Here is a 26,317-nt window from a genome sequence, read left to right on the forward strand (position 1 = left end):
GCATGGCGCTGGCGCGAAAACTCCTCGTCATTCTCAATGCAAAAGCACGCGATGCGCGCATCGAGTTCGCCAATGCAACTTGACACCACAGATAGTCGCTCATTGCCCTGCCGGGCATTTCTCCCCGCATAGTGACGGGGAGAAAGGGCTGGCCGCGGCCTCGGCGCCTTCTTTTGGGACGCTGGTGATTGGCGAAATCCGCAGTGACGGCGCCCCTCTCCCCGTCTCTATACGGGGAGAGGATGCCGGCAGGCAGGTGAGGGGCGGCACGAACATTTGCCAGTTTGCATGCCCATGAAAAACATGCAGACATGACGCCCGACGCGGGCGGGCCGGGGGAATCAGCATGGCGGCGGTAGAGACAGTGCAGCGGGCGTCGGGGCGCGGCATCTGGGGGTGGATGTTCTTCGACTGGGCGGCGCAGCCGTTCTTCACCGTCGTCACCACCTTCATTTTCGGACCGTATTTCGTCTCGCGCATGGCGAGCGACCCGACCGCCGGACAGGCGGCCTGGGGTTATGGTATCGCCGCGGCGGGGCTGGTCATCGCGATCCTGTCGCCCATCCTCGGTTCGATCGCCGACCAGACCGGGCCGCGCAAGCCGTGGATCGCCTTCTTCGCGACGATCAAGATCGTCAGCCTCACCCTGCTGTGGTTCGCCGCGCCCGGTTCGAACCTGTTCCTGGTCGTGCTGTTGTTCTCGCTGGCTTCGGTGGCGGCCGAGTTCTCGACCGTGTTCAACGATTCCATGATGCCGCGCCTGGTGCCGAAGGCCGAGATCGGCAGGATCTCCAACATGGCCTGGGGACTTGGCTATCTCGGCGGTATGATCGCGCTGATCTTCGTCGTCCTGTTCCTGGCAGGCAATCTGGAGACCGGCAAGACGCTTATCGGCATCGACCCGCTGTTCGGGCTCGATCCGAAGCTTGGCGAGGACGCGCGCTTCACCGGACCGATGTCGGCCGGCTGGTATTTCCTGTTCATCCTGCCGATGTTTTTCTTCACGCCCGACGCCGTCAAGGGCATCCCGATCGGGCCGGCGGTGCGCGAGGGCCTGTCGGAACTCAAGTCGACACTCGCCGAAGTGCGCAACCGCAGCGGCATCCTGCGCTTCCTGGCGGCGCGGATGATCTATCAGGACGGCGTCAACGCGCTGCTGGCGCTGGGCGGCACGTTCGCGGCCGGCATGTTCCACTGGTCGATCACCGAGATCGGCCTGTTCGGCATCATCCTCAACGTCGTCGCCATCTTCGGCTGCTGGATCGCGGCGCGGCTCGATACCGCGCTCGGCTCGAAGCACGTCGTGATGGTTGCGCTGGTCATGCTTTCGGTCGCCACCGTCGGCGTCGTCTCGACCGGACCGGGCTTCACACTGCTCGGCCTTATACCGCTGTCGACCGCCGATTCAGGCGGGCTGTTCGGCACCGCCGCGGAAAAGGCATACATCATGTATGGCCTTTTGATCGGCCTCGCCTTCGGTCCGGTGCAGGCCTCGTCGCGCTCCTACATGGCGCGCAGCGTCACCGCCGCCGAATCCGGGCGCTATTTCGGCATCTACGCGCTGGCCGGGCGGGCCACCAGCTTCCTGGCGCCGTTCATGGTGGCGACCATCACCACGCTCAGCGATTCGCCACGGCTCGGCATGGCCGCGATCATCCTGTTCCTCGGCATCGGCATGGCGATCCTGGTTGGAACGCCATATCCGGCGGATCGGCCGGTTGAGTAGCAGCGCCACTTCCTTCTCCCACAAGGGGAGAAGGATGGGGGTGCTCAATGCCGGAAATGCCGCACGCCTGTGAACACCATGGCGATGCCATGTTCATCCGCGGCAGCGATGACGTCGTCGTCGCGCATCGAACCGCCCGGCTGGATCACGGCCGTGGCACCGGCCTCGATGGCCGACAGCAGGCCGTCGGCGAAGGGGAAGAAGGCGTCCGAAGCGACCACCGAGCCCCTGGTCAGCGGCTCGGTCACCCCGGCGGCCTCCGCCGCGTCGAGCGCCTTGCGGGCGGCGATGCGTGAGGAATCGACGCGGCTCATCTGGCCGGCGCCGATGCCGACAGTGGCGCCGTCCCTGGCATAGACGATGGCGTTCGACTTGACGTGCTTGGCGACGCGGAAGGCGAATTTGAGGTCGGCCATTTCGGCCGGCGTCGGCGCGCGCTTCGTCACCACCCTCAGTTCGAGGTCGTCGACCACGGCGTTGTCTCGGCCCTGGACGAGCAGGCCGCCGGCGACGGACTTGACCGTCGTGCCTGCTGTACGCGGATCGGGCAGGCCGCCGGTGACCAGCAGGCGCAAATTCTTCTTGGCGGCGATGATTGCCGCGGCCTCGTCGGTGGCGTCGGGCGCGATGATCACCTCGGTGAAGGTTTTCATGATTTCCTGCGCCGCCTCGGCGTCGAGGGTGCGGTTCAAGGCGACGATGCCGCCGAAGGCCGAGACCGGGTCGCAGGCGAGCGCCTTGGCGTAGGCCGCCTTCAGCGACGCGCCCTCTGCGACGCCGCAGGGATTGGCGTGCTTGATGATGGCGACGGCGGCCGAGCGGTTGGGGTCGAACTCGCCGGCCAGTTCGAAGGCGGCGTCGGTGTCGTTGATGTTGTTGTAGGATAGCTGCTTGCCTTGCAGCTGCCGCGCCGTGGCGACGCCCGGCCGCTTGTCGCCATTGACATAGAAGCCGGCGCCCTGATGCGGGTTCTCGCCATAGCGCATGACTTCGGCCAGCCTGCCGCCGAAGGCGCGCCAGGTCGGATGCTCGATCTCCAGCGCCTCGGCGAACCAGCCCGAGATTGCCGCGTCATAGGTGGCGGTGCGGGCGAAGGCCTTGGCCGCCAGCTTCTTGCGGAAATCCAGCGACAGCGAGCCGATGTTCATCTCCAGCGCGTTGAGCACCGCGGCGTAGTCGCCGGGATCGGTGACGATGGCGACGTAAGCGTGGTTCTTGGCCGAGGCGCGGATCATCGCCGGGCCGCCAATGTCGATATTCTCGACGATCGCCGCGTAGTCGGCGCCGGAGCGGCGGACTTCCTCGAAGGGATAAAGATTGGAGACGACGAGATCGATCGGCTCGATGCCATATTTGCGCATCGCCAATGCATGCTCGGGATCATCGCGCACGCCTAGCAGCGCGCCGTGCACCGACGGGTGCAGCGTCTTGACGCGGCCGTCCATGATCTCGGGAAAGCCGGTGAGCTCGGAGACGTCGCGTACCACCATGCCGGCCTCGGCGATCGCTTTTGCCGTGCCGCCAGTGGAGACCAGCTCGACGCCGGCCGCGGCCAGCGCCCTGGCAAAGTCGAGCATGCCGGTCTTGTCGAAGACAGACAGCAGCGCGCGGCGGACCGGAACGAGGTCGGGGGCGGGAATGTTCTTGGCAGGAACGGCCATGGGCTGGCGGCCTTTCAAGTCTGGAGGAGCAAGCCCGCGCCGTAGCACATGAGGCCCGGAAATCAAGCGTTCGCTTTTTCACGGCATGCCATTGCCGCCGCAAGCTCAGTTGTTTTCGGGATAACCGGTGATCTTTGTCCGCGTCAGCTGCCAATGGACTTCGGCAATTTCGGACGCCCTGAAAGCGAGCACGATCTGGCGGCTGCGGCGTGGACCGCCCAGACCGGCGAAATAGATCGATTCCTCCACCTCGGGCATCACTTCGCTGGAGGTGAACACCCAGGTGTCGGCCTGATCGGCGGTCAGGATCAGCCGCTCCTGTTCGTCCTGCAGCAGATTGATGTCCGGATGGATGTGAAAACGCACGGTGATGAAATCGCGGCCGTTGTTGCGGACCGCGGCGTTGCCGGGTCGCTGGAACCGGTCCCGGCCCGCCAGCACATTGCCGTCCGAGGAGAGTTTCAGTTCACGCTCATGCAGGAAGCCGAAACGCTGGAGATAGCCATCATGACGGGCGATGAAGCCGTGGATGCCCTTCTGGTCGATGCGTTTGCACTGCACTTGCTGCGGGCCGCCGATTAGCGGTGAACCCAACTGGTCGTTGACCCGCAGCGCATGGGTGAAACGCGCCGAAGACGTGTCGTTGATGGTGGCTGTCGAATGCGCGGCGGTGGCACGGGCCAGCGGTCGGAACTCGGCGGCGCCGTAGGTGTCGATGCCGGCATTGACGATGTAATGCTGGCGCCCGGACGACAGTTCGAAGGCGAGGCAGCCGGCATGGGCTGCATTGGACACGTCGACCGGCGGCGGCAGGCCGGTATCGGCGATGACCGTGGTGCCACCGATCGCCAGCCGCTCATAGCCCGAATGCGGCGCATGCAGCAGCGGCGAGCCGGCGGTGTCGTCGTGGCGCAGGATGGTGGCGATGCGGTCATGGATGGTGGCGCCCATGCCGTTGAAGCGGGCGAGGCTGCCGTCCTGATGGCGGAAGAAGCGCAGCGCCGGCAGCATGCGGTCGATGGCGCCGATCAGCGCCTGCGGCGGCGCTTCGGCCTGGTTGGCATAGGTCTGCCGCAGCGGCAGAAGGTCGGCGAGGATTTCCAGCACCACCATCGGATTGCGCGAGACATGGCCGCCGTCGGCAAGAATCTGGCGATTGAGTTCTTCGGCGAGGTTGCGGGTGGCGCCGCGCAGCGCCGAGGCCGGCGCCGGCAGGGACAGTGCGGCGAATGCCAGCGCGATGCGAGCGCGTAGCCGGTCCTTGCCGTCGGGCATTTCGCGCGCCATGGACTTGAGATAGCGGATCTGCATCGCCAGCGATTTCAGGAAGGCCCGGTAGAAGGGAAATTCGGCGCCCTGCAGCACGACGGAAGAATGCTGCAGCCAGGCGATGATGCGTTTGGCCGTCGTGCCTGGCTCCCAGGCAATGCCCGAAATATGGCTGCCATGCATGGTGATCCAGTCGGAAACGAGCGCGCGGGCGTTTGCCGCGGCCAGCTCCGTGCCGGCGGCGCGCATGTGGCGCAGCCAGCGGAAGCCATGCAGGGTCTTCTGCCAACCGTGATTGGCGACATTGATCTGGAAAGGGGATTTGCCGCCGGTCTCGACCAGATGGCCAGACAGGGGATAGCGGCCGTAATAGATCTCGAGTGCGATCTGCGGATCGGCGAGGCGCAGGTCAGGCGGCGCGATCAGGACGCGTTCGGGCGTGCGGCCGGAATAGCGCCAGCGATAGACCGGCCCGGCGCGCAGGCGCCGGCGTGTCTTGCGCCAGAACTCCTTCGCGACCAGCGTCCACAGACGCGTCGTGTTGCCGGCAGCAAGTGCCAAAAGCCCTCCTGGTCGTCCTCTACCCCGGCACAAGTTTACATGATTGAACGTAGCGTGCGAAGGCGAATTCCTGGCAACGGGTCCAGTTAACCCGGTCTTAACCCTGACTCGTCCTAAAAAAGTCAGCAAATCCGGGAGGTTACACGCTTAGCCGGCGCGGCGCATACGCGCGGCGAAGAAGCCGTCCAGACCGGAGCGCTCCGGCGCGCCGAGGTCGAGGTCGGCGGGCGTGGTGCGCAGCGTGCCTTGCTGCGTCAGGAACGAATCGATGCCGGCGATCTCGCCCTGATGCAGCGGATCGTCAATGACCGCAGCCGTGTCCTTGAGGAAGGAACGATGCAGTTCTTCACCTTCGAGCGGGTCGAGCGAACAATTGGAAAAGACGATCCGGCCGCCGGGCCTGACCAGCGTGACGGCGCGGGCGAGCAGCCTGCGCTGCAGGTCGGCGAGTTTTTCGACGTCCGCCGCCGTCTTGGTCCACGGCACGTCGGGATGCCGCCGCACCGTGCCGGTCGAGGAACATGGTGCGTCGAGGAGCACGGCGTCGAACAACGCCGCCGGCTCGTATTTGAGCAGGTCGGCCTGGACGATTTCGGCGGACAGTCCGAGGCGGTCGAGGTTCTGCTCCAGCCGCGCAAGCCGGTTCTTCGAGGTATCGACGGCGGTGACCCTGGCGCCGGCCAGGATCAGCTGAGCTGTCTTGCCGCCGGGCGCGGCGCAGAGATCGGCGATGCGCAATCCGCCGACATCGCCGAACAGTCTTGCCGGCAAGCTGGCGGCCGCATCCTGGACCCACCAGGCGCCTTCGGCGAAGCCAGGCAGTTCGGTGACAGGGCCGGCAAGCTTCTCCACGCGCACCGTGCCGGTTGGCAGGACTATGCCGCCGAGCTTGTCGGCCCAGAGTTCGGCATCGGCCTTGACCGAGAAGTCGACCGGCGCCTCGTGGCGATGGGCGGCCAGGATCTGCCGGGCCTTCTCGGCGCCATAGGCCGCCTTCAGCCGGTCGGAAAACCATTTCGGCGCTTCGTCGGTGGTGGCAAGCACTGCCGGAAGTTCGGCCTCCTTGGCGCGCGCGAGCGTGCGCAGCACGCCGTTGACCAGGCCGGAAAAACGCTGCGTGCGAGGGTCGGACTTGGCGTGCGTCACGGCGAGGTCGACGGCCGCGCTGTCGGGAATGTCGAGGAACAGGATCTGGGCCGCCGCCACATGCAGTATGTGCGACAAGGCGGTCGCGTTGGGCGGCAGCGGCTTTTCCAGGCGCCGCGCCAGCAATCCCGATATGGTCATGCGGTAACGCAGCGCGGTGACCAGTATGGCGCGCACCAGGGCACGGTCGCGCAAATCGAGCGCCTTGTATTGCGGATGGCCGTTCTCGTGGTCAGTCAGGCCATCAAGCGGCGTGCGGGCGTCGATTACGGCGGCCAGCAGCCGCGCCGCCGCCTTGCGCGCGGCAAGGCCGGCAACGAACTCGCCGCCGGCATTGTGTTCCTGATCGCCTGAAACCGTGCGTCGAGGTGCTCTGCCCGCCACGCTCACGACCACCGGCCCTTGGGTCCGGTCGGGTTGCGGCCCCACGGATTGGATTTCGGGCTGGCCGGTTCGGCCTGTTGTTCCGGTTCGGCCGGCTTGCCCCACGGTCCGGCCGCCTGCGGCTCGTCCGCCCGCGGCGGCGTCTGTGTCTGGCGCTGCGTGGCCCGCGCAGCGCCATCGCCCATTTCGCGCGCCATCGCCTGCAGCGCGGCGATGCGGTTGTCGGTGCTCGGATGGGTGGAGAACAGACTGTCCATGCGCTCGCCATGCAGGGGGTTGATGATGAAGAGATGCGCCATTGCCGGATTGCGCTCGGCGTCGGGGTTGGGAATGCGTTCGGCCCCGCGGGCGATCTTGTCAAGCGCGGAGGCCAGCCACAGCGGGTGTCCACAGATTTCGGCGCCGCGCCGGTCGGCCTCATATTCGCGGGTGCGGCTGACCGCCATCTGCACGATCATGGCCGCGAAGGGCGCCACGATCATCGCCGCCAGCACGCCGACAAAGCCGAACGGATTGTTTTCGCGGTTGCCGCCGAGGAAAAAGGCGAAATTGCCGAGCATCGAGATGGCACCGGCAAAGGTGGCGACGATGGTCATGGTCAGCGTGTCGCGGTGCTGGACGTGGGCGAGCTCATGCGCCATCACGGCGGCGACCTCTTCGTGGGTCAGCCGCTGCAACAGGCCCGTCGAGGCGGCCACCGCCGCGTTCTGCGGGTTGCGGCCGGTGGCAAAGGCATTCGGCTGCGGATTGTCGATCAGATAGGTTTTCGGCATCGGCAGCCCGGCCTGCTTGGCCAGTGCCTGGACGATGGCGTAATATTCCGGCGCGTTCTTCTCGTCGACCTCGACGGCGCGGTTCATCGACAGCACCATCTTGTCGGCGTTCCAATAGCTGAACAGATTGGTACCGGCGGCGACCACCAGCGCGACCATCATGCCGCCCGAGCCGCCGATCAAAAAGCCGACGCCCATGAACAGCGCCGTCATGGCGGCGAGAAGCATGGCGGTGCGAATGGTGTTCATCGTCTGCTCCTGTCGCGATGGTGGTGAAGAAGGGTCGATCCTTGCGAGGTCATCGCTATATGATGGGAAACGCCTGTTCCTGTTTCAATCCGCGGGAAATATCGCATGAACGACGAAACCAGTAAAACGCCCGCCGGCGATGGCAATGCGCCGCGGAAAGATTTGACGCCAGCCGCCCGCCGGGCGCTGGCGGAAGCCGACGCACGACGCACCGACTATCTCGCGCAGGAAGCCGCCCTGCCGAAAGAGATCGGTGGCCGTGGCGGCAAGGAGCCCGGCCGCTATGGCGACTGGGAGATCAAAGGCCTGACCAGCGACTTTTAGAGTGTGTCGATATTCAGCTGAGGCCGGCCGGCGTATCTCGCCATAGCTGGTGCGCCCAGACTAAGCGGCACTGCGCTGGGGCTCGAGCGCCAGCCAGCCTTGCTCGTCGACCGTGAGGCCGACCATATCATAGGCCGATATCGCGGCATGCGGGGTCTGCAGCGCGTGCTGGTGCGTGGCGTTGATCACCATGACCGAAGCGCCCGCCGCCTCGGCCGCCGCAATGCCGGCCGGCGCATCCTCGAACACCAGACAATCGCGCGCGTCGAAGCCAAGCCGTCTCGCGCCGAGCTGGAAGCAATCGGGCGCCGGCTTGCCGCGGGAAACATCCTCCGCCGCGACGAGGACCGCTGGGACAGGAATGCCGGCGACCTTCATGCGTGCAAGCGCCAGCGAGCGTGGCGCCGAGGTTACGATCGCCCAGCGCTCCGGTGGCAGCGAATTGAGGAACGCAACGGCGCCGGCGATCTGGAGAATGCCATCCAGATCGGCCGCTTCCGCCTTCAGGAGCAGGTCGGCTTCGTGCGTCGGATCGACGCCCGGGAGCGCCAGGGCGGTGATGGTCTCGATCGCCCGCACGCCATGGATGGTCGGCAGGAAGGCGGCGACGTCGAGGCCGTGCCGTCGTGCCCAATCACTCCATACCCGCTCCGCCGAGGCGATGGAATTGATGAGCGTGCCGTCCATGTCAAAGAGAAAGGCGGCGAATTTCTTGCCTGGGTACATGATTTTCCTTGGATTGCGGGGTGTGCCTTGGGGAAGAGCGCAACCGTATCTTCCAGGCGCCGGCATGGAAAGGCGCGAGAACGCCTTTTCGGACGGTCCAGGGAACCACCGTCCCCCAACCGCGTTTCAGCCACACTATCTCCATGACCATCGAAGGGGGACGCGATGCTGATACGGCTCGGCTACGAAATCGCCATTGAATGCACAGAGCCGACGCCGGTGATTTCGCTGCTCGAGATTCACCGGGACAGGCAGGCCGATATCAAGCGGCAGACGCGGGTGCTGACGTCGCCTTCGGTGCCGACTCGGCTCTACCATGACCTGCACGGCAATGCCTGCCGCCGCTTCACTGCCCCCGCCGGCGGCTTTCGCATCCTCTACGACGCGGTGATCGAGGACAGCGGCGAGACGGACGAGATCAATACGCTGGCCAGGGAAATGCCGGTCGCCGAATTGCCCGACGAGGTGCTCGGCTATCTCCTCGGCAGCCGCTATTGCGAGACAGATCATTTGAGCAATCTCGCCTGGCAGCTTTTCGGCCATCTTCCCTCCGGCTGGGCGCGGGTACAGGCAATCGTCGATTATGTCCACAACCGGCTGTCTTTCGGCTACGGCTATGCGCGTTCGACTCGCACCGCCGCGCAGGCGCACGAGGAACGTGTCGGAGTGTGCCGCGACTTCGCCCATCTGGCGATCACGCTTTGCCGTTGCATGAACATTCCGGCGCGCTACGTGAACGGCTATCTCGGCGACATCGGCGTGCCGGCCGATCCGGCGCCGATGGATTTCTCAGCCTGGATGGAAGCATTCCTCGACGGCAAGTGGTACACGTTCGATCCGCGCCATAACCGGCCCAGAATTGGTCGCGTCGTCATCGCGCGCGGCCGCGATGCCACCGACGTTCCCTTGCTGCACAGTTTCGGCCCGCACCGGCTTACCTTGTTCAAGGTATGGACCTACGAGCAGGAAGGCAGGCTGTTCAATCCACCCCACCACGGTATCGACAGGACGGCCAGCGCACAGATGCTGGCCTAGGCATGTCGATATTCGGATGAGGCGGCCTGCAATTGCCTCACCTGAATCTCAACACAGCTGTCCCGGTACAGTTGACCCGTTGCGGCACAGAGACGCTGTTCCGCAACAAGACGTCGCCGCACACCCCACGAGGTCTTTGGTCTCGCATGGTAAGCGTCCGGTAAACGCGCGCGCGAATACAGTCCGACGTTTACCGGTCATTCACCTTCCTGCGCTGTGAAAATCCAACAAAAACAATGTTCTGCTGGCGAACTCCTGGTCTGCGGTCCGATCGCCGCGTCATCCGGCTGGAATCCTGCACTGCCCTGTTCGCGGCGACGAGGCCGAGGCAAGCGGAGGCTGTTGGATGCGGAATTACGGGGGTCTTGTTCACGCGGTCGGCGGGTTGGCCAGGGATCGCGGTGGAAATTTCGCGGTCCTGTTCGGCTTTGCCGCCTCGGTCTTGGCGCTGGTCGCGGGCTTTTCGGTCAATGTGACCCAGCTCTACAATGCCAAATCGAGCCTGCAGGGCGTGGTCGATGCGGCTGTAACATCGACGGCGCGTGACCTGACCACCGGTGCCATCAAGGAAGCCGACGCCAACAAATCCGTGCAGGCTTTTCTGGAAGCCAACAGCACGGCGGGCATGCTGCACGCCGGCCAGATCGTGCTCGACAAGCTGATCGTCGACAGGACCGCCAATACGGTCCAGGCGGATGCCCACGTCGATGTCGACCTCTATTTCCCGTTGTTCAGCACCGGTGCCATGCAGCGCGTCGGCGCTTCCACCACAGCGCTCTATTCCGACAAGCAGATAGAGGTGGCCATGATGCTCGACATAACGGGATCGATGGCCAAACGGGGCAACGTCAACAAGATCGGCGACCTGAAAGCAGCTGCGCGAAATGCCGTCCAGACGATGCTCGAGAACCAGGACTCGAAGAACCCCCGCGTTCGTGTCGCGATTGTGCCTTATGCATCTGGCGTGAACGCCGGCAAACTGGCGGAGAACGTCTATGCCGAAAAGCAAGGGAGTTCTGAACTGCCACCCGTCGCCGGCAGTTCGCTTCTGGTTGCCAAGACGGGCAAAAATCTGCTGCCGTCCTTCAGCGACTACATCTCCATTGTTGGTGCGGCCATGCCGCGCCCGGATAATTGCGCTACGGAGCGCAAGAACAAAAACGGCGACGCGGATTTGAGCGCCGACGGCCCAGACACTGTTCGCACAGACAGGAACGGCAAGAAATATTATGCCCTGGTCAATCGGGATGATCATCTCGGCGGCGAAGGAATGAACAGGTGTCCTGACGCGCAAGTGATCCCGCTGACCGCGGATTCCGATGCATTGCTTGATTCGATCGACGACTTCTGGGCCGGTGGTTATACAGCCGGCGCAATCGCCATTCAGTGGACCTATTATATGCTGTCGCCGCAATGGCGCAGCGCGATCAAGAATGCCGGCCTCGGCAACGGCGCTTCGAATGCCAATGGAAAGAAGATTGCCAAGGTCGCAATCCTGATGACCGATGGCCAGTTCAATACGGCCTTCGCGAGTGCCGCCGGGAGCTACAACGGCCAGGGTAACCTTGCGCGCGGCAATGCTGAAACGCTGTGCGGCAACATGAAAAATGACGGCATCGAGATTTTCACCATCGGCTTCGACCTGAACGATAAGGACATGTCGGCAACCGAGCGGGACCAGGCAAAGGCGGTGCTAAAGGATTGTTCGTCGAAAGACTCCTCCGCCACCGAGAAACATTATTTCGAGGTATCCACCGGGGGTGAATTGGACGATGCCTTTCAGGAAATCATCCGCAACACCGAAAAGGTCATACTGACCCAATAATCCGCGAAAAGGAAAAGGCCGCCGCTTCTTTCGAAGCCGGCGGCCTTCCGTGTTTCCGTCCATGGCGCGGCTCAATGGCGGTGACGTTCACGTCACCCGCCGCGCATCTCGCGCCTTAACGGGAAGACTGCTTCCCGAAAGTGCAATCCGCTGAGGCCACGTTCTGGAAAACGAAATCACTCGACATCGGATCACCTCCTTTCAGTTCGTTGAACACACCTTCATGATGGGGTGCGTTGCAGCAAATGACAAGTGCCCTGCTGAAAAAGGCGTCCTTGCCGGAAGATGGCGCCGCATGCTCCGGCTTGCGATCCAGGTCTTAAACGGACAAGATTGAGCCATCGAGCGCGAGGGGAAGGACATGGACGCCACCGAAAGAGCGGCGCGCATCGTTAGAACGGTAGTCGAGGCGGTGAAACCCAGCTTCGCGGTCAGGCTGTGGACAGGTGAGCGGATCGGCCCCGCCACCGGCCCCGTGCTGATCATCAACGACCACGACATTGTCTGGCAGATCGTTCGCCGACCGTCCCTGTCGACCCTTATCGAGATGTGGATTTCCAAGGCAGTCGACATCGAAGACGGATCGCTGTTCGATTTCTATGCCCTGCCTTCGACGGGCAAGCTGCGGCCGAAGCTGAAGACTTTGCCGAAACGGGCGCTTCTGCGTGACTTGCCGGCGGTGTTGTTTTCGAGAAAGCAGATGACGTCGCGGGTAGATCTCGCCGGTCGCAACCCGTTCGTCAGCGGCTCCAGCAAGGAGGCGATCCAGCATCACTATGATATCTCGAATGCCTTCTATGGGCTCTTTCTCGACGAGCGCATGGTCTATAGCTGCGGGTATTTCCAGGATTTCGCAAACGGCATCGACGAGGCGCAGGTCGACAAGCTCGACCATATCTGCCGCAAGCTTCGGCTGAAACCCGGTGAAAGATTGCTCGATATCGGCTGCGGCTGGGGCGCGATGCTGATCCACGCCGCGAAAAATTATGGTGTCGTCGGACACGGCGTTTCGCTGTCGCAAGCCCAGACCTCGCTAGCCCGCGAGCGCATTCGCGCCGAGGGTCTGGAGGACAAGATCACCATCGAGATAAAGTCCTACGCGGAGCTGACCGGCACCTTCGACAAGATATCGTCCATCGGTATGTTCGAACATCTAGGCTTGGCAAACCATGCCGTCTACTTCTCCGCCGTCCATCGCCTGCTGAAACCGGGCGGCATCTATCTGCATCACGCCATCACAAGGCGCAGCAAGGGCGACATCAAGAAGACCCTGCGCAAGGGGCCGGAATACAAGGCGCTGATCAAATACATCTTCCCGGGGGGCGAGCTGGACACGATCGGCATGACGCTCGGCAATCTCGAAGCACACGGCTTCCTCGTCTACGATGTGGAGAATTTGCGCGAGCACTATGCCCGCACCTGCAGGCTGTGGGCCGAGCGTCTGCAGGCGCGGTTCGGCGAGGCGATCGCCGAGGTCGGCGAAGCCAAGGCGCGGCTGTGGCTGCTTTACCTGAGCGGCTGCTCCATCACCTTCGAACGCGCCTCGGCGCAGATATTCCAGACCGTAGCCACAAAGCGCGCGCGGGGGCCTAGTGGCTTGCCCCCGACGCGGGCGGATTTGTACCGGTAGCGCGGCGCCCCCAGTTCGGGCCTTATTCGGCGATGCCGAGCGAGGCGATATAGGCCGCCGAAGCCGGTATCTTGGATTTGTCCCTGATCTCGATGATGAGGCGCGGATTGCTTTCGAGCCTGGCGAGCGCGGCAAAGACCGAACGCCATTGGATCGTACCTTCGCCGAGGCTCCAATGACGATCGGCGTAGCCGTCGGCATCCTGCAGATGGACATGTTGCAGGCGGTTGCCGGCGGCGTGCACAAAGTAGTCCACCGGCGGAGCGCCGGTCGAGCCATGGGCATAGTAGGCGTGACCGGTGTCGATGGAGACCGCGACCGCGGGCGACTTGAAGCTGTCGGCCAAGGCCACGCGGATGTGCGGATCCTTGTCCTCGATGTTTTCGAGCACCATGGTGCAGCCGATGTCTTCGGCCCGCTTGACGGCGTCGCGCAGTGTCAGGTGGCAGTACTCGGTGATTTTTTCGCGCTCGCCGGGATTGTTGTCGAGGTTGTTGTAGGACCAGGTCGTGTAGGGGCTGTGGACGACCATGTGCGTCGCACCGACGGAGGCGCAGACTTCGAGACCTTGCAGCAGACGTTTGCTGACGACGCTGCGGATATCGGGGTCCTGCGAGGCGATGGTGAAGCCCCAGAAAGGTCCGTGAATCCCGAGCCGCCCCTTGTGGCCGTCGAGAAGCTTTCTGGCGCGGGCGGCGAGCGGTGCCCAGTCGCCGTTAAGAACTCTGGCCTCGGCGAAGCTTTGCAATTCGAGGTCACGCTGCTTTTCGAAAAGCCAGTCGCGGTGGATCTCAAGGTCGTCCAGGGCCATGGCAGCGCCAAGGATGGGCAAGGAAGTCATAGGCACTCCGATTGGTGGGATCTGAAATTGGTGGACGACGGAAGCGACAAGGCGAGCCGCGCCAGCTGTATGGCGCGGTTTTCTGTCACGCGTATTACAGGCAGCGTGAAGAGGGCGCGCCACATCTCCATCGCACCAGGGCGGCGAGCTACGGGGCTATGCCGCCACGAAACGCATCGGCGCACCGATATCGACACGGCCGGGTTGGTCGACGGTGCAATAGACGCCGAGATTGTGGGCGTTGTAGCGCACCAGATTGCGCAGGATGCCGGGATCGTTGTCGAAACCGTCCTGGGCGATGATGGTGAAGCCGCAGCGGCGGCACGGCTCGGAGATGGTCAAGACGAGGTCGCCGATGGCTAGCTTGCGGCCGATCCATTCGGTTTCGGGAAACGAGCCGTCGACTGGAGCCATGTCGACGACGATGTTGGGACGAAAGCGGCGCGGATCGGCGGCACCATCGGGATGCAGTGCCTTCAGCCGCGCCAGCGAGGCCGTGGTCAGGAGATGGATCGGCGCCTTCTTGTAGCGCGCCTGCGTCAGCGGGCCGGCATAGGCGGGCGGGGCGTTCTCGCGGCCGAACGGGCGAATCGAGGCGGCAAAGCCAAGATAGTTCGACACCGCGCGGTCGCATTCGGGGCCTGGCGCGCTGAGCCAGTCGCCGCCGGGAACGGCGATTTCCAGTACGCGATCATGGCTCAACCGGGTCCTGATGCGCGGCACCTTGTGCCACTTGGCGTCACGATCGGGCCGGGCGATCTCGTTGTCCGACGTATCGACGAGGCCGAACATACGGTCGCCCTCGATACTGTCGGTGCCGACCGCGATCGCCTCCAGCCGCTCGCCGGCGAGCGAACTCGCCGGATAGCGCCAGAGTTCGGCAACGCAGCCGATCGCGGCCATGGCCGGCGTCAGCCCTTCTTGTTCTGCCGGTTGGCGACGAGGTCGTCGACCACGGCCGGATCGGCAAGCGTCGAGGTGTCGCCAAGGGCGCCGAAATCGTCCTCGGCGATCTTGCGCAGGATGCGGCGCATGATCTTGCCCGAGCGGGTCTTGGGCAGGCCGGGCGCGAACTGGATCTTGTCGGGCGTGGCGATGGCGCCGATCTCCTTGCGGACATGGGCGACAAGTTCCTTGCGCAGATCTTCGGTCGCTTCGACGCCCCTCATCAAGGTGACGTAGCTGTAGATGCCCTGGCCCTTGATATCATGGGGATAGCCGACGACTGCGGCTTCCGAGACTTTCTCATGGCTGACCAGCGCCGATTCGACCTCGGCGGTACCCATGCGGTGGCCGGAGACGTTGATGACGTCGTCGACGCGGCCGGTGATCCAGTAATAGCCGTCCGCATCGCGGCGGCAGCCGTCGCCGGTGAAATACTTGCCCTTGTAGGTCGAGAAATAGGTCTGCACGAAGCGGTCGTGATCGCCATAGACGGTGCGCATCTGGCCCGGCCAGGAATCGGTGATGCAGAGATTGCCGTCGGCCGCACCCTCCACCACCTTGCCCTCGCCGTCGACCAGCTGCGGCTTGACGCCGAAGAAGGGCCGCGTCGCCGAACCCGGCTTGAGGTCGGTGGCGCCGGGCAGCGGCGTGATCAGGATGCCGCCGGTTTCGGTCTGCCACCATGTGTCGACGATCGGCACCTTGCCGTCGCCGACGACGTTGAAATACCACTCCCAGGCTTCCGGGTTGATCGGCTCGCCGACCGAGCCCAGCACACGCAGCGACTTGCGCGACGTCTTCTTCACCGGGTCGTTGCCGGCGCCCATCAGCGCGCGCAGCGCCGTGGGCGCGGTGTAGAAGATGTTGACCTTGTGCTTGTCGATGACCTCCCAGAAGCGTGACTGCGAGGGGTAGTTCGGCACACCTTCGAACATCAGCGTGGTGGCGCCGTTGGCGAGTGGCCCGTAGACGATGTAGCTATGGCCGGTCACCCAGCCGACATCGGCGGTGCACCAGTAGATGTCGCCGTCATGATAGTCGAAGACATATTGGTGCGTCATCGACACATAGACGAGATAGCCGGCGGTGGTGTGCAGCACGCCTTTCGGCTTGCCGGTCGAGCCCGACGTGTAGAGGATGAACAGCGGATCTTCCGCCTTCATTCTCTCCGGCTTGCACTCGGTCTTCACCGTCGCGACTTCGTCGTGATACCAGACATCGCGGCCCGGCGCCCAGCCGATCTTGGCGCCCGTGCGGCGCACGACCACGACGTTCTTGACCATGACGTGGTGCTTGGCGGCGATGTCGATCGCCTTGTCGGTGTTGTCCTTGAGAGGAATGGGTTTTCCTCCACGCAGGCCTTCATCCGATGTGATGACGAAGGTCGATTCGCAGTCGACGATGCGGCCGGCAAGCGCATCCGGCGAAAAGCCGCCGAAGACGACCGAATGGATGGCGCCGATACGCGTGCAGGCCAGCATCGCGTAGGCCGCCTCCGGGATCATCGGCATGTAGATGGTGACGCGGTCGCCTTTCTTGACGCCGTGCTTCTTCATCACATTGGCGAGCCGGCAGACATGCTCGTAGAGCTCGCTGTAGGTGATTTTCTTGTCGTCGTAAGGGTTGTCGCCTTCCCAGATGATGGCGGTCTGGTCACCGCGCTTCTTCAGGTGGCGGTCGATGCAATTGTACGAGACATTGGTCTGGCCATCCTCGAACCACTTGATGGAGACCTTGCCGTCGAAGGAGGTGTTCTTGACCTTGGAGAAGGGCTTGAACCAGTCGATGCGCTTGCCGTGCTTGCCCCAGAACTTGTCCGGGTTTTTCACGCTGTCGGCATACCATTTTAGGTAGGTGTCATTGTCGATCAGGGCGTTCTTCTTCCACGCCGGCTTGACGCGATGGACATGAACCTCGGACATTTCTTGGCTTTCCTCCCGAACCAATCCGCCAGCTTGAGACGCCTGCGGGATCGCGGCGACGCAGCCGCGAATTCGGCGGCATTATTACCAGTTCCGCCGCGACGGCAACATTAGACGTTGGATTCGCGCGGCGGGATGCCGCAGGGGCGCTTTTCGAGACTGTCAGCACTCGAAACGGTTCGCTGCTAACTGCATGTTTTTGTGGGAAAAGTTCGTTTTGCGATCAAGAAAAATCAATAGACAGTTAAGTAACGGCGCGCACAATTGGTGCCTGGGAGGAAAGGAGAATCAACCTTGGGGACCGCAATGCGCGACCATCTTGAAATGGACCTGATGCTCAAAGGCTACGGCCTGACCACGGCCAAGATTCTTTATCATTTCCCCGACCACCCGCATCTTCTGCAGAGCTTCGTCTGGCAGGACTACGACATCGCTCCGAAGTTCCCGGTGCTGATCCGGTTCATCGAATTCTGGAAAGCCAAGCTGGATGGGCCGCTGCATTCGGTGGTCTATACGCACCAGAAGCTGATCGCCCCGAATGAATGGCGCAAGGTGGATGGAGAGTTCGTCCTGCACTGAGGGTCGGATAGGGCGACGATGGCTGTCGAGGAAGGCGTCCTACGGCGCCCCCCTCTGTCCTGCCGGACAGTCCGGCAGGACAGAGGGGGGCGCTGTCCCGCGACGTAACCTGTTAGCACCTATCAATCACACCGCCGGCGGGTTCAGCCGGGCAAAGCCTTCCTGCCGCCGATAGGGGAAGTACGGGTAGGGCGCGGTGACCTCGCTTGCCGCGTCGAGTTTTTTGACCTGCTCCGGCGTCAGCGTCCAACCGACGGCGCCGAGGTTCTGGCGCAGTTGCTCCTCGTTGCGGGCGCCGATGATAACAGATGAAACGGTCGGGCGCTGCAGCAGCCAGTTGATGGCGATTTGCGGAACCGTCTTGCCGGTCTCCTCAGCCACCGCGTCAAGCGCCTCCATGACCCTGTAGAGATGTTCGTCCTCGACCGGCGGGCCGAAGCTCGCGGTCTCGTGCAGGCGGCTCTTTTCCGGCAAGGGCTGGCCACGGCGGATCTTGCCGGTCAGGCGGCCCCAGCCGAGCGGACTCCACACCAACGCGCCGACGCCCTGGTCGAGGCCGAGCGGCATCAGCTCCCATTCATAGTCGCGGCCGAGCAGCGAATAGTAGACCTGGTGCGCGACATAGCGTGGGTAGCCGTGCGTCTGCGCCAAGCCGAGCGACTTCATCACTTGCCAGCCGGAGAAGTTGGAAACACCGACATAACGCAGCTTGCCGGAGCGAACGAGGCCGTCCAGCGTCGCCAGAACTTCCTCGATCGGCGTCCCGGCATCGAAGGCGTGCAGCTGCAGCAGGTCGATATAGTCGGTGCCGAGACGCTTCAGCGCGGCATCGACCGACTTGATCAGCCGCGAGCGTGACGAGCCGTGGTCGGCCGGGCCGTCGCCCATCGGCAGCGCGGTCTTGGTCGAGATCAGAACGGCGTCGCGGCGGCCTTTTATCGCCTCGCCGAGCACCTCTTCCGAGGCGCCGTTCGAATAGACGTCGGCGGTGTCGAAGAGGTTGACGCCGGCCTCGAGGCAGATGTCGATAAGCCGCCGCGCTTCTTGCGCGTCGCTGTTGCCCCAGGCGCCGAACAGTGGGCCGGATCCGCCGAAGGTTCCGGCGCCGAATGAAAGCGCCGGGACTTTCAAACCCGATGCGCCGAGACGTCGATAGTCCATTTTCTTGCTCCTGGTGGTTTGTGAAGAAGTAAGGCGATTCGGATGTCGGCTGATGTCACAACCGGACGGAGGCGGGCGCGCCTGATGTGGCGCCGCGATCGAGGCGCAGCGCCAGTCCGGCCACGGCGAGTGCCGCGAGCGGCAGCAGGGCAGCGACCCAAGTGAGCGAACCCAGTCCAAGGCCATGGGCGATGACCGCGCCGCCAAGCCAGGCGCCGGCGGCATTGCCGAGATTGAAGGCGGCGATGTTGAACGATGAGGCCAGGCTTTGGCCGGCGCCTTGCGCCTTTTCCAGCACCCACATCTGCAGTGGCGCCACGGTGGCGAAGGCGGCCGCACCGAGCAGGCCGACATAGATCACGGCCATGACCTGGCTGTGGATGGCGAAGCTCATCGTGGCAAGCACCAGCGCCAGCACCACGAGACTGCCGAGCACCGCCGGCACCAGCCAGCGATCGGCGACCTTGCCGCCTGCGAGATTGCCGGCGATGAGGCCACCGCCGAAGACGAGCAGAATCGGCGACACGGCCGCTTCCCCGAAGCCGCTGATCTCGGTGAGCAACGGAGCGATGTAGGTGAAGACGGCGAAGACGCCGGCATAGCCCAGCACCGTAGTGGCGAGGCCGAGCAGGACGGGCGTTCGGCGCAGCACGGCGAGATCGGCGCGCAAGTCGCTCTTCTCCGGCGTCGCCTGGCCACGCGGCACCAGGGCCAGGATGACGGCGAAGGCCGCGAGGCCGACCGCGGTCACTGCCCAGAAGGTCGCGCGCCAGCCAAAAGCCTGGCCGAGCCAGGTGCCGAAAGGTACGCCGAGGATGTTGGCGATGGTCAGGCCGGTGAACATCAGCGCGATCGCCGAAGCCTTCCTGTTGGGCGCGACCAGACCAGTGGCGACCACTGAGCCAACGCCGAAGAACGTGCCATGGGCAAAGGCGGTGACAATGCGCGCACCCATCAGCGTCCAGTAATCGGGCGCCAGCGCACAGGCGAGGTTGCCAACGGTGAAGATCGCCATCAGCGCCAGCAGCACGGTTTTGCGCGGCCAGTTGCCAGTGGCGATGGTCAACAGGGGTGCGCCGATGACGACACCGAGCGCATAACCCGAGATCAGTTGGCCGGCGGCCGAGATCGAGACACCAAGATCCTTACTGACATCGATGAGCAGGCCCATGATGACGAATTCGGTGACACCGATGCCAAAGGCACCGGCAGCGAGGGCATAGAGAGCAAGAGGCATGGCGGTTTCCACTTTGAAAGACGGGCCGTTCAGGCGATGAGCGCCTGTCCAACCCGCGCCCCGACCGGGAAGATCGTGTTGCCGAGTGCTGTGAACCAGACTTGATCAGGGCATATTTTCTGTGAAATAGATTCACAGATGGCCAGACCCGACATAAACCGTTCCGGCGAGATCGAAGTCTTCGTGCGCGTTGTCGAGGCAGGCAGCTTTTCCGCCGCGGCGCGCGCGCTGCGCATGACGCCGTCTGCCGTCAGCAAGCTGATCGCGCGGCTGGAAGCCCGGCTTGGCGCGCGGCTGGTCAGCCGCTCGACGCGCAAGCTGCTGCTGACGCCGGAAGGGGCGGCGTTTTATGAAAGCGGGCTACGCATCCTTGCCGACATGGCGGCGGCGGAGCGTGAGGCGGCCGCGGGCGCCGCGCCGCGCGGGCGGCTGCGCGTCAACACCTACGTGCCGTTCGGGGTGCACCGGCTGATCCTGCTGCTGCCGCGCTTCCTCGAACGCTATCCCGAAATCTCGGTCGATCTGGTGCTGACCGACAGTGTCATCGACCTGATGGCCGAACGCGCCGATGTAGCGATCCGGGCCGGGCCGCTCGGCGAATCACGGCTGGTGGCGCGCAAGCTCGGGCAGAGCCCGGTCGTCGTCGTTGCGGCCCCTTCCTACCTCGAGGTGCATGGCATGCCGCTGACGCCGGCCGATCTCGACACACACAACCGGATGGGCTTCGGCTTCGTCAGGCATATTGACGGCTGGCCGTTCCTCGACGCGCAGGGCAATGCCGTCATGATCCCGATCACCGGCAACGCGCTGGTCAGCGATGGCGAGGCGATGCGGCTGATGACGCTGGCCGGGGTAGGCATTTCCCGGCTGGCGCGCTGGCATGTGGCGGCCGATATCGCCGCCGGGCGGCTGGTGCCGCTGCTGGAGGATTTCAACCCGGGCGACGAGGAGGCGACGCACGCCGTCTATGTCGGCCAAGGCCGCCATCTGCCGGCACGGGTGCGGGCCTTTCTCGATTTCCTGGCCGAGATGGTTCGGCTGTAGTTGGAGCCGCGCGTCCATGGGATACGCGGCTTCGAAAAGGCCGGCTTTCCCGCAGGCTATGCCTTAGGGACGAAGGGCGCCGGACGCCGGCCGGCGCCCTGGCGCTCGACCATCCAGCCGGGATATTCGGCCGGCAAGGCGCTCACCTCATCCAGCCTGGCGAGATCGTCGGCATCGAGCTTGAGGCTGGTGGCGGCGAGGTTTTGTTCGAGCTGCTCCATGCGGCTGGCGCCGATTATCACGCTCATGACGAAAGGCTTGGCCAGGACATAGCCGAGCGCCACGGTGGCGACGCTGACATCATGCTTCCTGGCGACCTCGCGCATGGCGGCGACCGCTGCCCAGGCGCGCTCCTCGTTGACCGGCGGGAAGTTGAAGGAGGCGCGGCGACCCTCGCCATTGCCCGGCGCGCCAGGGCCGTATTTGCCGGAGAGCAGGCCGCCGGCCATCGGCGACCACACCATCAGGCCGAGCTTCTCCTCGTTGATCAGCGGCACGATCTCGCGTTCGAGGTCGCGGCCGGCGATCGAATAATAGGACTGGATGGTCTCGAAGCCGGCAAAGCCCTTGCGGTCGGCGATGCCGAGCGCCTTGGCGATGCGCCAGGCCTGCCAGTTGGACACGCCGACATAGCGGACCTTGCCGCTGGAGACGAGATCATCGAGTGCCCGCAGCGTTTCGTCGATCGGCGTCACAGCGTCGGTGCCGTGCAACTGATAGAGATCGATATGGTCGAGCTGCAGCCGTTCGAGGCTGGCATCGACCGAATCCATGATGTGGCCGCGCGAGGAGCCGCGCTGGTTCGGCCCGTCGCCCGTGGCGGCATGGACCTTGGTGGCGATGACCACGGTCGACCTGGCAATGCCGAGATCCCGGAGCGACTGGCCGAGCAGGCGTTCGGACTCGCCGAACGAATAGACGTCCGCCGTGTCGAAAAAGTTGACGCCGGCGGCGATCGAGTGACCGACAATCTCATTGACGCCCTTCTGGTCGAGGCTGGCGATCAGGCCCCATTGGGCGTTCTGGCCGGCGGCGCCGAAGGTCATGGTGCCGAGGCAAAGTTCGGAAACGAAAAGCCCTGTATTTCCAAGCTGATTGTAGCGCATGGCGAAAGCTCCAGAAAAATGTGCGATGACACAAAACAAATAAGAACGGTACGTTTCGTTTCCAGTGCTGGTGCAGCGACCTCGTTGATCTGGCCCAACGGCTAGCGGCTGCCGAAGATGGCGGAGCCGACTCGTATGCTGGTGGCGCCAAAGGCGATCGCCGTTTCGTAATCGCCCGACATGCCCATCGAAAGTCTGGCGACGCCGGCTTCCTTGCCGAGCTTCTCCAGTAAGGCGAAGTGCGGACCGGGGTTCTCGTCGGCCGGCGGGATGCACATCAGGCCTTCGATGGTGAGGCCGTGGACGTCCCGGCAGCGTTTGACGAAGGCGACCGCCTCGCGCGGTTCGATGCCGGCCTTTTGCTGTTCGGAACCGGTATTCACCTGGACATAGAGTTTTGGCGCCCGGCCTTGCCGGGCAATTTCCTTGGCGAGTTCGGCGGCGATCTTTTCGCGATCGACCGTTTCTATGACGTCGAACAGTGCCACCGCCTCCTTGGCCTTGTTCGACTGCAGCGGGCCGATCAGGTGCAATTCAATGTCGGGGAAGGCCTCCTTCAGGTAAGGCCATTTGCCTTGTGCTTCCTGGACGCGGTTCTCGCCGAAGACGCGCTGGCCGGCCTCGATCACCGGTTGGATATCGACGGCGTCGAAGGTCTTGGAGACCGCGACCAGCGTCACCGCGCCGGCTTCACGGCCAGCCTCCTGCTCGGCGGCGGCGATCCTCGCCTTGACCGCGAAAAACTGCTGAACGGTGTCGCCCATATGCAAATCCCGCTGTTTTGACCCGCGTTTTTGACCGCCGCGATGCCCATATGGTTGACGGGTTTGCCAAACCATGGTGAACACCCGGACCACATTTCGTGAACTGCCGGGCTCTTGCCCGCAGTCCGCATGCTTTTAAGTGAAAAACGTCCCATGGCAACCGAACGATACAATCCGCGCGCGTCAGAACCCAAATGGCAAAAGGCCTGGGCCGAAAAGAAGCTTTTCGAAGCGCACAATGACGATCCGCGCCCGAAATACTACGTGCTGGAAATGTTCCCCTATCCGTCGGGGCGGATCCATATCGGCCACACCCGCAACTATACGATGGGCGACGTGGTAGCGCGCTACAAGCGGGCCAAGGGCTTCAACGTGCTGCATCCGATGGGCTGGGACGCCTTCGGCATGCCGGCCGAAAACGCCGCCATGCAGAACAAGGTTCATCCCAAGGAGTGGACCTACCAGAACATCGCCACCATGCGCGAGCAGCTCAAGGTGATGGGCCTGTCGCTGGACTGGGCGCGCGAATTCGCTACCTGCGACGTCGATTACTACCACCGCCAGCAGATGCTGTTCCTCGACTTCGTCGAGAAGGGGCTGGTGACGCGCAAATCCTCCAAGGTCAACTGGGACCCGGAGGACATGACGGTGCTCGCCAACGAGCAGGTCATCGACGGGCGCGGATGGCGCTCCGGCGCGCTGGTCGAACAGCGCGAATTGACGCAATGGTTCTTCAAGATCACCGATTTCGCGCAGGACCTGCTGGGTTCGCTCGATGGCCTCGACGAATGGCCCGAAAAGGTGAAGCTGATGCAGCAGAACTGGATCGGCCGTTCGGAAGGTCTGCTGATCCGCTGGCCGCTGGCCTCGGAAATTGCCGGCGAGCACGAGCTTGAGGTCTACACGACGCGGCCCGACACCATTTTCGGCGCCTCGTTCATGGCGATCGCCGCCGATCATCCGTTGGCCAAAAAAGCCGCCGAGACCAATCCGGCGTTGGCGAAATTCATCGACGAAGTCCGCCATATTGGCACTTCGGTGGCGGCGCTGGAGACGGCCGAGAAAAAGGGCTTCGACACCGGCATCCGCGTCGTCCATCCCTTCGACGGTACTTGGACACTGCCGGTCTATGTCGCCAATTTCGTGCTGATGGAATATGGCACCGGCGCCATCTTCGGCTGCCCGGCGCATGACCAGCGCGATCTCGACTTCGCCAACAAATACGGCTTGCCGGTGGTGCCCGTGGTGATGCCGGACGGCGAGGATCCGTCGGCTTTCCAGGTGATCGACGTGGCCTATACCGACGATGGCGCGATGATCAACTCGCGCTTCCTTGATGGCATGACTCCGGATCGGGCTTTCGACGAGGTCGCCAGGCTGCTGGAACAAAAGACCATCGGCAATCGCCCCATGGCCGAGCGCAAGGTGAACTTCCGCCTGCGCGACTGGGGCATTTCGCGCCAGCGTTACTGGGGCTGCCCGATCCCGATGATCCATTGCGAGGATTGCGGCGTGGTGCCCGTGCCGAAGGCCGACCTGCCGGTCAAGCTGCCGGACGATGTCGATTTCGACCGGCCGGGCAATCCGCTCGACCGTCACCCGACCTGGCGGCATGTGAAGTGCCCGCAATGCGGCAAGGACGCGCGCCGTGAAACCGATACGATGGACACGTTCGTCGATTCGTCCTGGTATTTCGCCCGCTTCACAGCGCCGTGGGCGCATGATCCGACCGATCCCAAGGCAGCGAACGAGTGGCTGGCGGTCGACCAGTATATTGGCGGCATCGAGCATGCGATCCTGCATCTGCTCTATTCACGCTTCTTCACCCGCGCCATGCGCGAGACCGGCCATGTCGACCTGGCCGAGCCGTTCAAGGGCCTGTTCACGCAAGGCATGGTCGTGCACGAAACCTACCGTGTCGGTTCGGCATCGAACGGCCGCTGGCTGGCGCCGGCCGAAGTGCGGCTGGAGGATGTCGACGGCAAGCGCCGCGCCATCGACATCGCCACCGGCGAGGCGGTCACCATCGGCCCGCTCGAAAAGATGTCGAAGTCGAAGAAGAACACGGTGAGCCCGGAAGACATCACCGATGGCTACGGCGCCGACACGGCGCGCTGGTTCATGCTGTCGGATTCGCCGCCCGAACGCGATGTCGAGTGGACCGACGATGGTGCGGCCGGCGCGCATCGCTTCATGCAGCGCATCTGGCGGCTGGTGTCGACGGCGGCCGAGACGCTGGCAGGCATCGCACCGAAGGCCGCCAATGATGGCGAGGCCGGAGCGGTTTCCAAGGCCGCGCACAAAATCCTGAAGGCGGTCGGCGAAGACATCGAGAAGCTCGCCTTCAACCGTGCCATCGCCCGCATCTATGAACTGGCCAACGCGCTGACCACTCCGCTCAACGAGGTGACGGAAGGCAAGGCTGATACGGCGCTGAAAAGCGCTTGCCGCGAGGCCGTGGAGATCATGGTGCATCTGATCGCGCCCGTGATGCCGCACCTTGCCGAAGAGTGCTGGGAGGTGCTGGGCGGCACCGATCTGCTCGCCGAACGGCCGTGGCCGGTCTTCGATCCGGCGCTGGTCGTCGACAACGAAGTCACCTATCCGGTGCAGGTCAACGGCAAGAAGCGGGGCGATTTGACAATTGCCCGCGACGCGGACCAAGGTGCGGTCGAAAAAGCGGTCTTGGCTCTCGACTTCGTGCAGAAAGCACTTGAAGGTAAGGCTCCGCGCAAGGTGATCATCGTGCCGCAGAGGATCGTCAATGTCGTTGCCTGATCGGGAAAAGACAGAGTTGAGCGGTCTGCTGCGCCGCATCGCGCTTGCCGGTCTTGTCGGTTCGCTTGCGCTCGTCTCGGCCTGCCAGGTGCGGCCGCTCTATTCCAGCGCGCCGCTGTCGACCGGCTCGACCGCCAATGCCGAGCTGGCGTCGATTGCCGTCAAGCCGGTCCGGACGCGTTATGCCCAGCAGGTGCGCAACAATCTGATCTTCGGGTTCGGGCGCGGCGCCGGCGAACCGGCCTCGCCGCTTTATTCGCTCGATCTCGGCGTGACCGAAGCCGTTGAATCCTCGGCGCTGGTCCAGGTTGGAACCGATCAAGACGAGCCGACCGCCGGTTCGGTGACACTGACCGCCGGCTACACGCTAACCGATGCGAAAACCGGCGCGGTGATCGCGGTCGGCAAGCGGGCGATCACCTCGTCCTTCGACAGGCCGCGTCAGGAGTTTGCTTCCTACCGGGCGCAGATCGACGCCGAGAACCGTGCCGCGCGCGAACTGGCCGAAGCCCTGCAACTGTCCATCGCCCAGGATCTGGCCCGGCACGGCAAGACGGCCAGCTAGCGCGAGTCGCCGCATCAGAAGAGGCCGAATCGCCCCTCTCTCCTTGATCGCATTTCCTGTTCCCGG

Annotated in this window: 21 protein-coding genes; 9 read left to right on the top strand and 12 right to left on the bottom strand. The window is 63.8% G+C overall.

Translation table 11 applies throughout. The annotated features are described in order from the left end of the window. Positions 1–346: 346 nt before the first annotated feature. On the top strand, positions 347–1,726 hold the full coding sequence (locus EN850_RS29975) for an MFS transporter (RefSeq protein ID WP_127278614.1): 1,380 nt from the start codon (positions 347–349) through the stop codon (positions 1,724–1,726). A gap of 44 nt (positions 1,727–1,770) precedes the next feature. Here EN850_RS29975 and purH read toward each other — a convergent pair whose 3' ends face one another. From purH to htpX, 4 genes are all read right to left on the bottom strand, one after another. Continuing rightward, a complete protein-coding gene (gene purH, locus EN850_RS29980; RefSeq protein WP_135921682.1) occupies positions 1,771–3,387 on the bottom strand; it encodes a bifunctional phosphoribosylaminoimidazolecarboxamide formyltransferase/IMP cyclohydrolase in 1,617 nt (538 codons plus the stop codon). Positions 3,388–3,492: 105 nt separating this feature from the next. After that, positions 3,493–5,217 (bottom strand): heparinase II/III family protein, encoded by a 1,725-nt coding sequence (locus tag EN850_RS29985; RefSeq protein WP_136092779.1) that lies wholly within the window; start codon positions 5,215–5,217, stop codon positions 3,493–3,495. A 147-nt stretch (positions 5,218–5,364) separates the two neighbouring features. Continuing rightward, on the bottom strand, positions 5,365–6,753 hold the full coding sequence (locus tag EN850_RS29990) for an RsmB/NOP family class I SAM-dependent RNA methyltransferase (RefSeq protein ID WP_189591244.1): 1,389 nt from the start codon (positions 6,751–6,753) through the stop codon (positions 5,365–5,367). Then, the gene (gene htpX / locus EN850_RS29995) at positions 6,750–7,769 is read right to left on the bottom strand and encodes a zinc metalloprotease HtpX (protein WP_135863317.1); all 1,020 of its coding nucleotides are present in this window, start codon (positions 7,767–7,769) and stop codon (positions 6,750–6,752) included. Before htpX ends, EN850_RS29990 begins: the two co-directional genes overlap by 4 nt. Positions 7,770–7,874: 105 nt before the next feature. On the opposite strand from htpX, the gene EN850_RS30000 reads away from it, so the two are divergent. Beyond that, positions 7,875–8,093, top strand: a complete 219-nt coding sequence (locus EN850_RS30000; RefSeq protein ID WP_127277742.1) for a DUF1674 domain-containing protein — start codon at positions 7,875–7,877, stop codon at positions 8,091–8,093. A 60-nt stretch (positions 8,094–8,153) separates the two neighbouring features. On the opposite strand, the gene EN850_RS30005 is transcribed toward EN850_RS30000, so the two are convergent. After that, positions 8,154–8,819: an HAD-IA family hydrolase gene (locus tag EN850_RS30005; protein ID WP_127277741.1), complete on the bottom strand. Its 666-nt coding sequence runs from the start codon at positions 8,817–8,819 to the stop codon at positions 8,154–8,156. Positions 8,820–8,984: 165 nt separating this feature from the next. Between EN850_RS30005 and EN850_RS30010 the strand changes: the two genes are divergently transcribed. From EN850_RS30010 to EN850_RS30020, 3 genes are all read left to right on the top strand, one after another. Beyond that, entirely contained in the window at positions 8,985–9,854 is an 870-nt protein-coding gene (locus EN850_RS30010; RefSeq protein ID WP_127277740.1) for a transglutaminase family protein, read from the top strand. 346 nt (positions 9,855–10,200) lie between these two features. After that, positions 10,201–11,679, top strand: a complete 1,479-nt coding sequence (locus EN850_RS30015) for a TadE/TadG family type IV pilus assembly protein (protein ID WP_136092781.1) — start codon at positions 10,201–10,203, stop codon at positions 11,677–11,679. Between the two features lie 361 nt (positions 11,680–12,040). Beyond that, positions 12,041–13,309, top strand: coding sequence for a cyclopropane-fatty-acyl-phospholipid synthase family protein (locus EN850_RS30020; protein ID WP_127873367.1), 1,269 nt, complete (start codon positions 12,041–12,043; stop codon positions 13,307–13,309). Positions 13,310–13,331: 22 nt separating this feature from the next. On the opposite strand, the gene EN850_RS30025 is transcribed toward EN850_RS30020, so the two are convergent. The 3 genes from EN850_RS30025 to acs form a co-directional block, all read right to left on the bottom strand. Beyond that, positions 13,332–14,150: a sugar phosphate isomerase/epimerase family protein gene (locus tag EN850_RS30025; protein WP_127873368.1), complete on the bottom strand. Its 819-nt coding sequence runs from the start codon at positions 14,148–14,150 to the stop codon at positions 13,332–13,334. 156 nt (positions 14,151–14,306) lie between these two features. After that, on the bottom strand, positions 14,307–15,053 hold the full coding sequence (locus tag EN850_RS30030; RefSeq protein ID WP_127873369.1) for an MOSC domain-containing protein: 747 nt from the start codon (positions 15,051–15,053) through the stop codon (positions 14,307–14,309). A gap of 8 nt (positions 15,054–15,061) precedes the next feature. Continuing rightward, positions 15,062–17,017 carry an acetate--CoA ligase gene (gene acs, locus EN850_RS30035; RefSeq protein ID WP_136092782.1) on the bottom strand — a complete coding sequence of 652 codons (1,956 nt, stop codon included), beginning with the start codon at positions 17,015–17,017 and terminating at the stop codon, positions 15,062–15,064. A gap of 306 nt (positions 17,018–17,323) precedes the next feature. Here acs and EN850_RS30040 point away from each other — a divergent pair, with 306 nt between their 5' ends. Further along, positions 17,324–17,596, top strand: coding sequence for an usg protein (locus EN850_RS30040; RefSeq protein WP_023784217.1), 273 nt, complete (start codon positions 17,324–17,326; stop codon positions 17,594–17,596). A 126-nt stretch (positions 17,597–17,722) separates the two neighbouring features. On the opposite strand, the gene EN850_RS30045 is transcribed toward EN850_RS30040, so the two are convergent. Both EN850_RS30045 and EN850_RS30050 read right to left on the bottom strand, forming a co-directional pair. Continuing rightward, positions 17,723–18,757 (bottom strand): aldo/keto reductase, encoded by a 1,035-nt coding sequence (locus tag EN850_RS30045; RefSeq protein ID WP_127277734.1) that lies wholly within the window; start codon positions 18,755–18,757, stop codon positions 17,723–17,725. A gap of 55 nt (positions 18,758–18,812) precedes the next feature. Next, positions 18,813–19,994 (bottom strand): MFS transporter, encoded by a 1,182-nt coding sequence (locus EN850_RS30050; RefSeq protein ID WP_136092783.1) that lies wholly within the window; start codon positions 19,992–19,994, stop codon positions 18,813–18,815. 138 nt (positions 19,995–20,132) lie between these two features. Between EN850_RS30050 and EN850_RS30055 the strand changes: the two genes are divergently transcribed. Further along, on the top strand, positions 20,133–21,038 hold the full coding sequence (locus EN850_RS30055) for a LysR family transcriptional regulator (RefSeq protein ID WP_136092784.1): 906 nt from the start codon (positions 20,133–20,135) through the stop codon (positions 21,036–21,038). Between the two features lie 56 nt (positions 21,039–21,094). Here EN850_RS30055 and EN850_RS30060 read toward each other — a convergent pair whose 3' ends face one another. Continuing rightward, positions 21,095–22,144: an aldo/keto reductase gene (locus tag EN850_RS30060; RefSeq protein ID WP_136092785.1), complete on the bottom strand. Its 1,050-nt coding sequence runs from the start codon at positions 22,142–22,144 to the stop codon at positions 21,095–21,097. Between the two features lie 101 nt (positions 22,145–22,245). After that, the gene (locus EN850_RS30065; protein WP_136092786.1) at positions 22,246–22,908 is read right to left on the bottom strand and encodes a YggS family pyridoxal phosphate-dependent enzyme; all 663 of its coding nucleotides are present in this window, start codon (positions 22,906–22,908) and stop codon (positions 22,246–22,248) included. Between the two features lie 153 nt (positions 22,909–23,061). On the opposite strand from EN850_RS30065, the gene leuS reads away from it, so the two are divergent. Both leuS and lptE read left to right on the top strand, forming a co-directional pair. Beyond that, positions 23,062–25,686, top strand: coding sequence for a leucine--tRNA ligase (leuS, locus tag EN850_RS30070; protein ID WP_136092787.1), 2,625 nt, complete (start codon positions 23,062–23,064; stop codon positions 25,684–25,686). Beyond that, positions 25,673–26,251: an LPS assembly lipoprotein LptE gene (gene lptE, locus EN850_RS30075; RefSeq protein ID WP_127279371.1), complete on the top strand. Its 579-nt coding sequence runs from the start codon at positions 25,673–25,675 to the stop codon at positions 26,249–26,251. The genes leuS and lptE overlap by 14 nt, the downstream gene beginning before the upstream one ends. Positions 26,252–26,317: the final 66 nt, after the last annotated feature.

The sequence above is a fragment of the Mesorhizobium sp. M8A.F.Ca.ET.207.01.1.1 genome (assembly GCF_004794715.1).
Taxonomy (GTDB): Bacteria; Pseudomonadota; Alphaproteobacteria; order Rhizobiales; family Rhizobiaceae; genus Mesorhizobium.

Excerpts from the sequence above, each read along its gene's own strand:
- EN850_RS29975 (WP_127278614.1), top strand. The coding sequence starts at position 347 with ATGGCGGCGGTAGAGACAGTGCAGCGGGCGTCGGGGCGCGGCATCTGG.
- EN850_RS30055 (WP_136092784.1), top strand. The coding sequence starts at position 20,133 with ATGGCCAGACCCGACATAAACCGTTCCGGCGAGATCGAAGTCTTCGTG.
- EN850_RS30015 (WP_136092781.1), top strand. The coding sequence starts at position 10,201 with ATGCGGAATTACGGGGGTCTTGTTCACGCGGTCGGCGGGTTGGCCAGG.
- EN850_RS30060 (WP_136092785.1), bottom strand. The coding sequence starts at position 22,144 with ATGCGCTACAATCAGCTTGGAAATACAGGGCTTTTCGTTTCCGAACTT.
- lptE (WP_127279371.1), top strand. The coding sequence starts at position 25,673 with ATGTCGTTGCCTGATCGGGAAAAGACAGAGTTGAGCGGTCTGCTGCGC.
- EN850_RS30050 (WP_136092783.1), bottom strand. The coding sequence starts at position 19,994 with ATGCCTCTTGCTCTCTATGCCCTCGCTGCCGGTGCCTTTGGCATCGGT.
- acs (WP_136092782.1), bottom strand. The coding sequence starts at position 17,017 with ATGTCCGAGGTTCATGTCCATCGCGTCAAGCCGGCGTGGAAGAAGAAC.
- EN850_RS30065 (WP_136092786.1), bottom strand. The coding sequence starts at position 22,908 with ATGGGCGACACCGTTCAGCAGTTTTTCGCGGTCAAGGCGAGGATCGCC.
- leuS (WP_136092787.1), top strand. The coding sequence starts at position 23,062 with ATGGCAACCGAACGATACAATCCGCGCGCGTCAGAACCCAAATGGCAA.
- EN850_RS30045 (WP_127277734.1), bottom strand. The coding sequence starts at position 18,757 with ATGGACTATCGACGTCTCGGCGCATCGGGTTTGAAAGTCCCGGCGCTT.
- EN850_RS30005 (WP_127277741.1), bottom strand. The coding sequence starts at position 8,819 with ATGTACCCAGGCAAGAAATTCGCCGCCTTTCTCTTTGACATGGACGGC.
- EN850_RS30020 (WP_127873367.1), top strand. The coding sequence starts at position 12,041 with ATGGACGCCACCGAAAGAGCGGCGCGCATCGTTAGAACGGTAGTCGAG.
- EN850_RS30030 (WP_127873369.1), bottom strand. The coding sequence starts at position 15,053 with ATGGCCGCGATCGGCTGCGTTGCCGAACTCTGGCGCTATCCGGCGAGT.
- EN850_RS30000 (WP_127277742.1), top strand. The coding sequence starts at position 7,875 with ATGAACGACGAAACCAGTAAAACGCCCGCCGGCGATGGCAATGCGCCG.
- EN850_RS30025 (WP_127873368.1), bottom strand. The coding sequence starts at position 14,150 with ATGACTTCCTTGCCCATCCTTGGCGCTGCCATGGCCCTGGACGACCTT.
- EN850_RS30010 (WP_127277740.1), top strand. The coding sequence starts at position 8,985 with ATGCTGATACGGCTCGGCTACGAAATCGCCATTGAATGCACAGAGCCG.
- EN850_RS30040 (WP_023784217.1), top strand. The coding sequence starts at position 17,324 with ATGCGCGACCATCTTGAAATGGACCTGATGCTCAAAGGCTACGGCCTG.
- htpX (WP_135863317.1), bottom strand. The coding sequence starts at position 7,769 with ATGAACACCATTCGCACCGCCATGCTTCTCGCCGCCATGACGGCGCTG.
- purH (WP_135921682.1), bottom strand. The coding sequence starts at position 3,387 with ATGGCCGTTCCTGCCAAGAACATTCCCGCCCCCGACCTCGTTCCGGTC.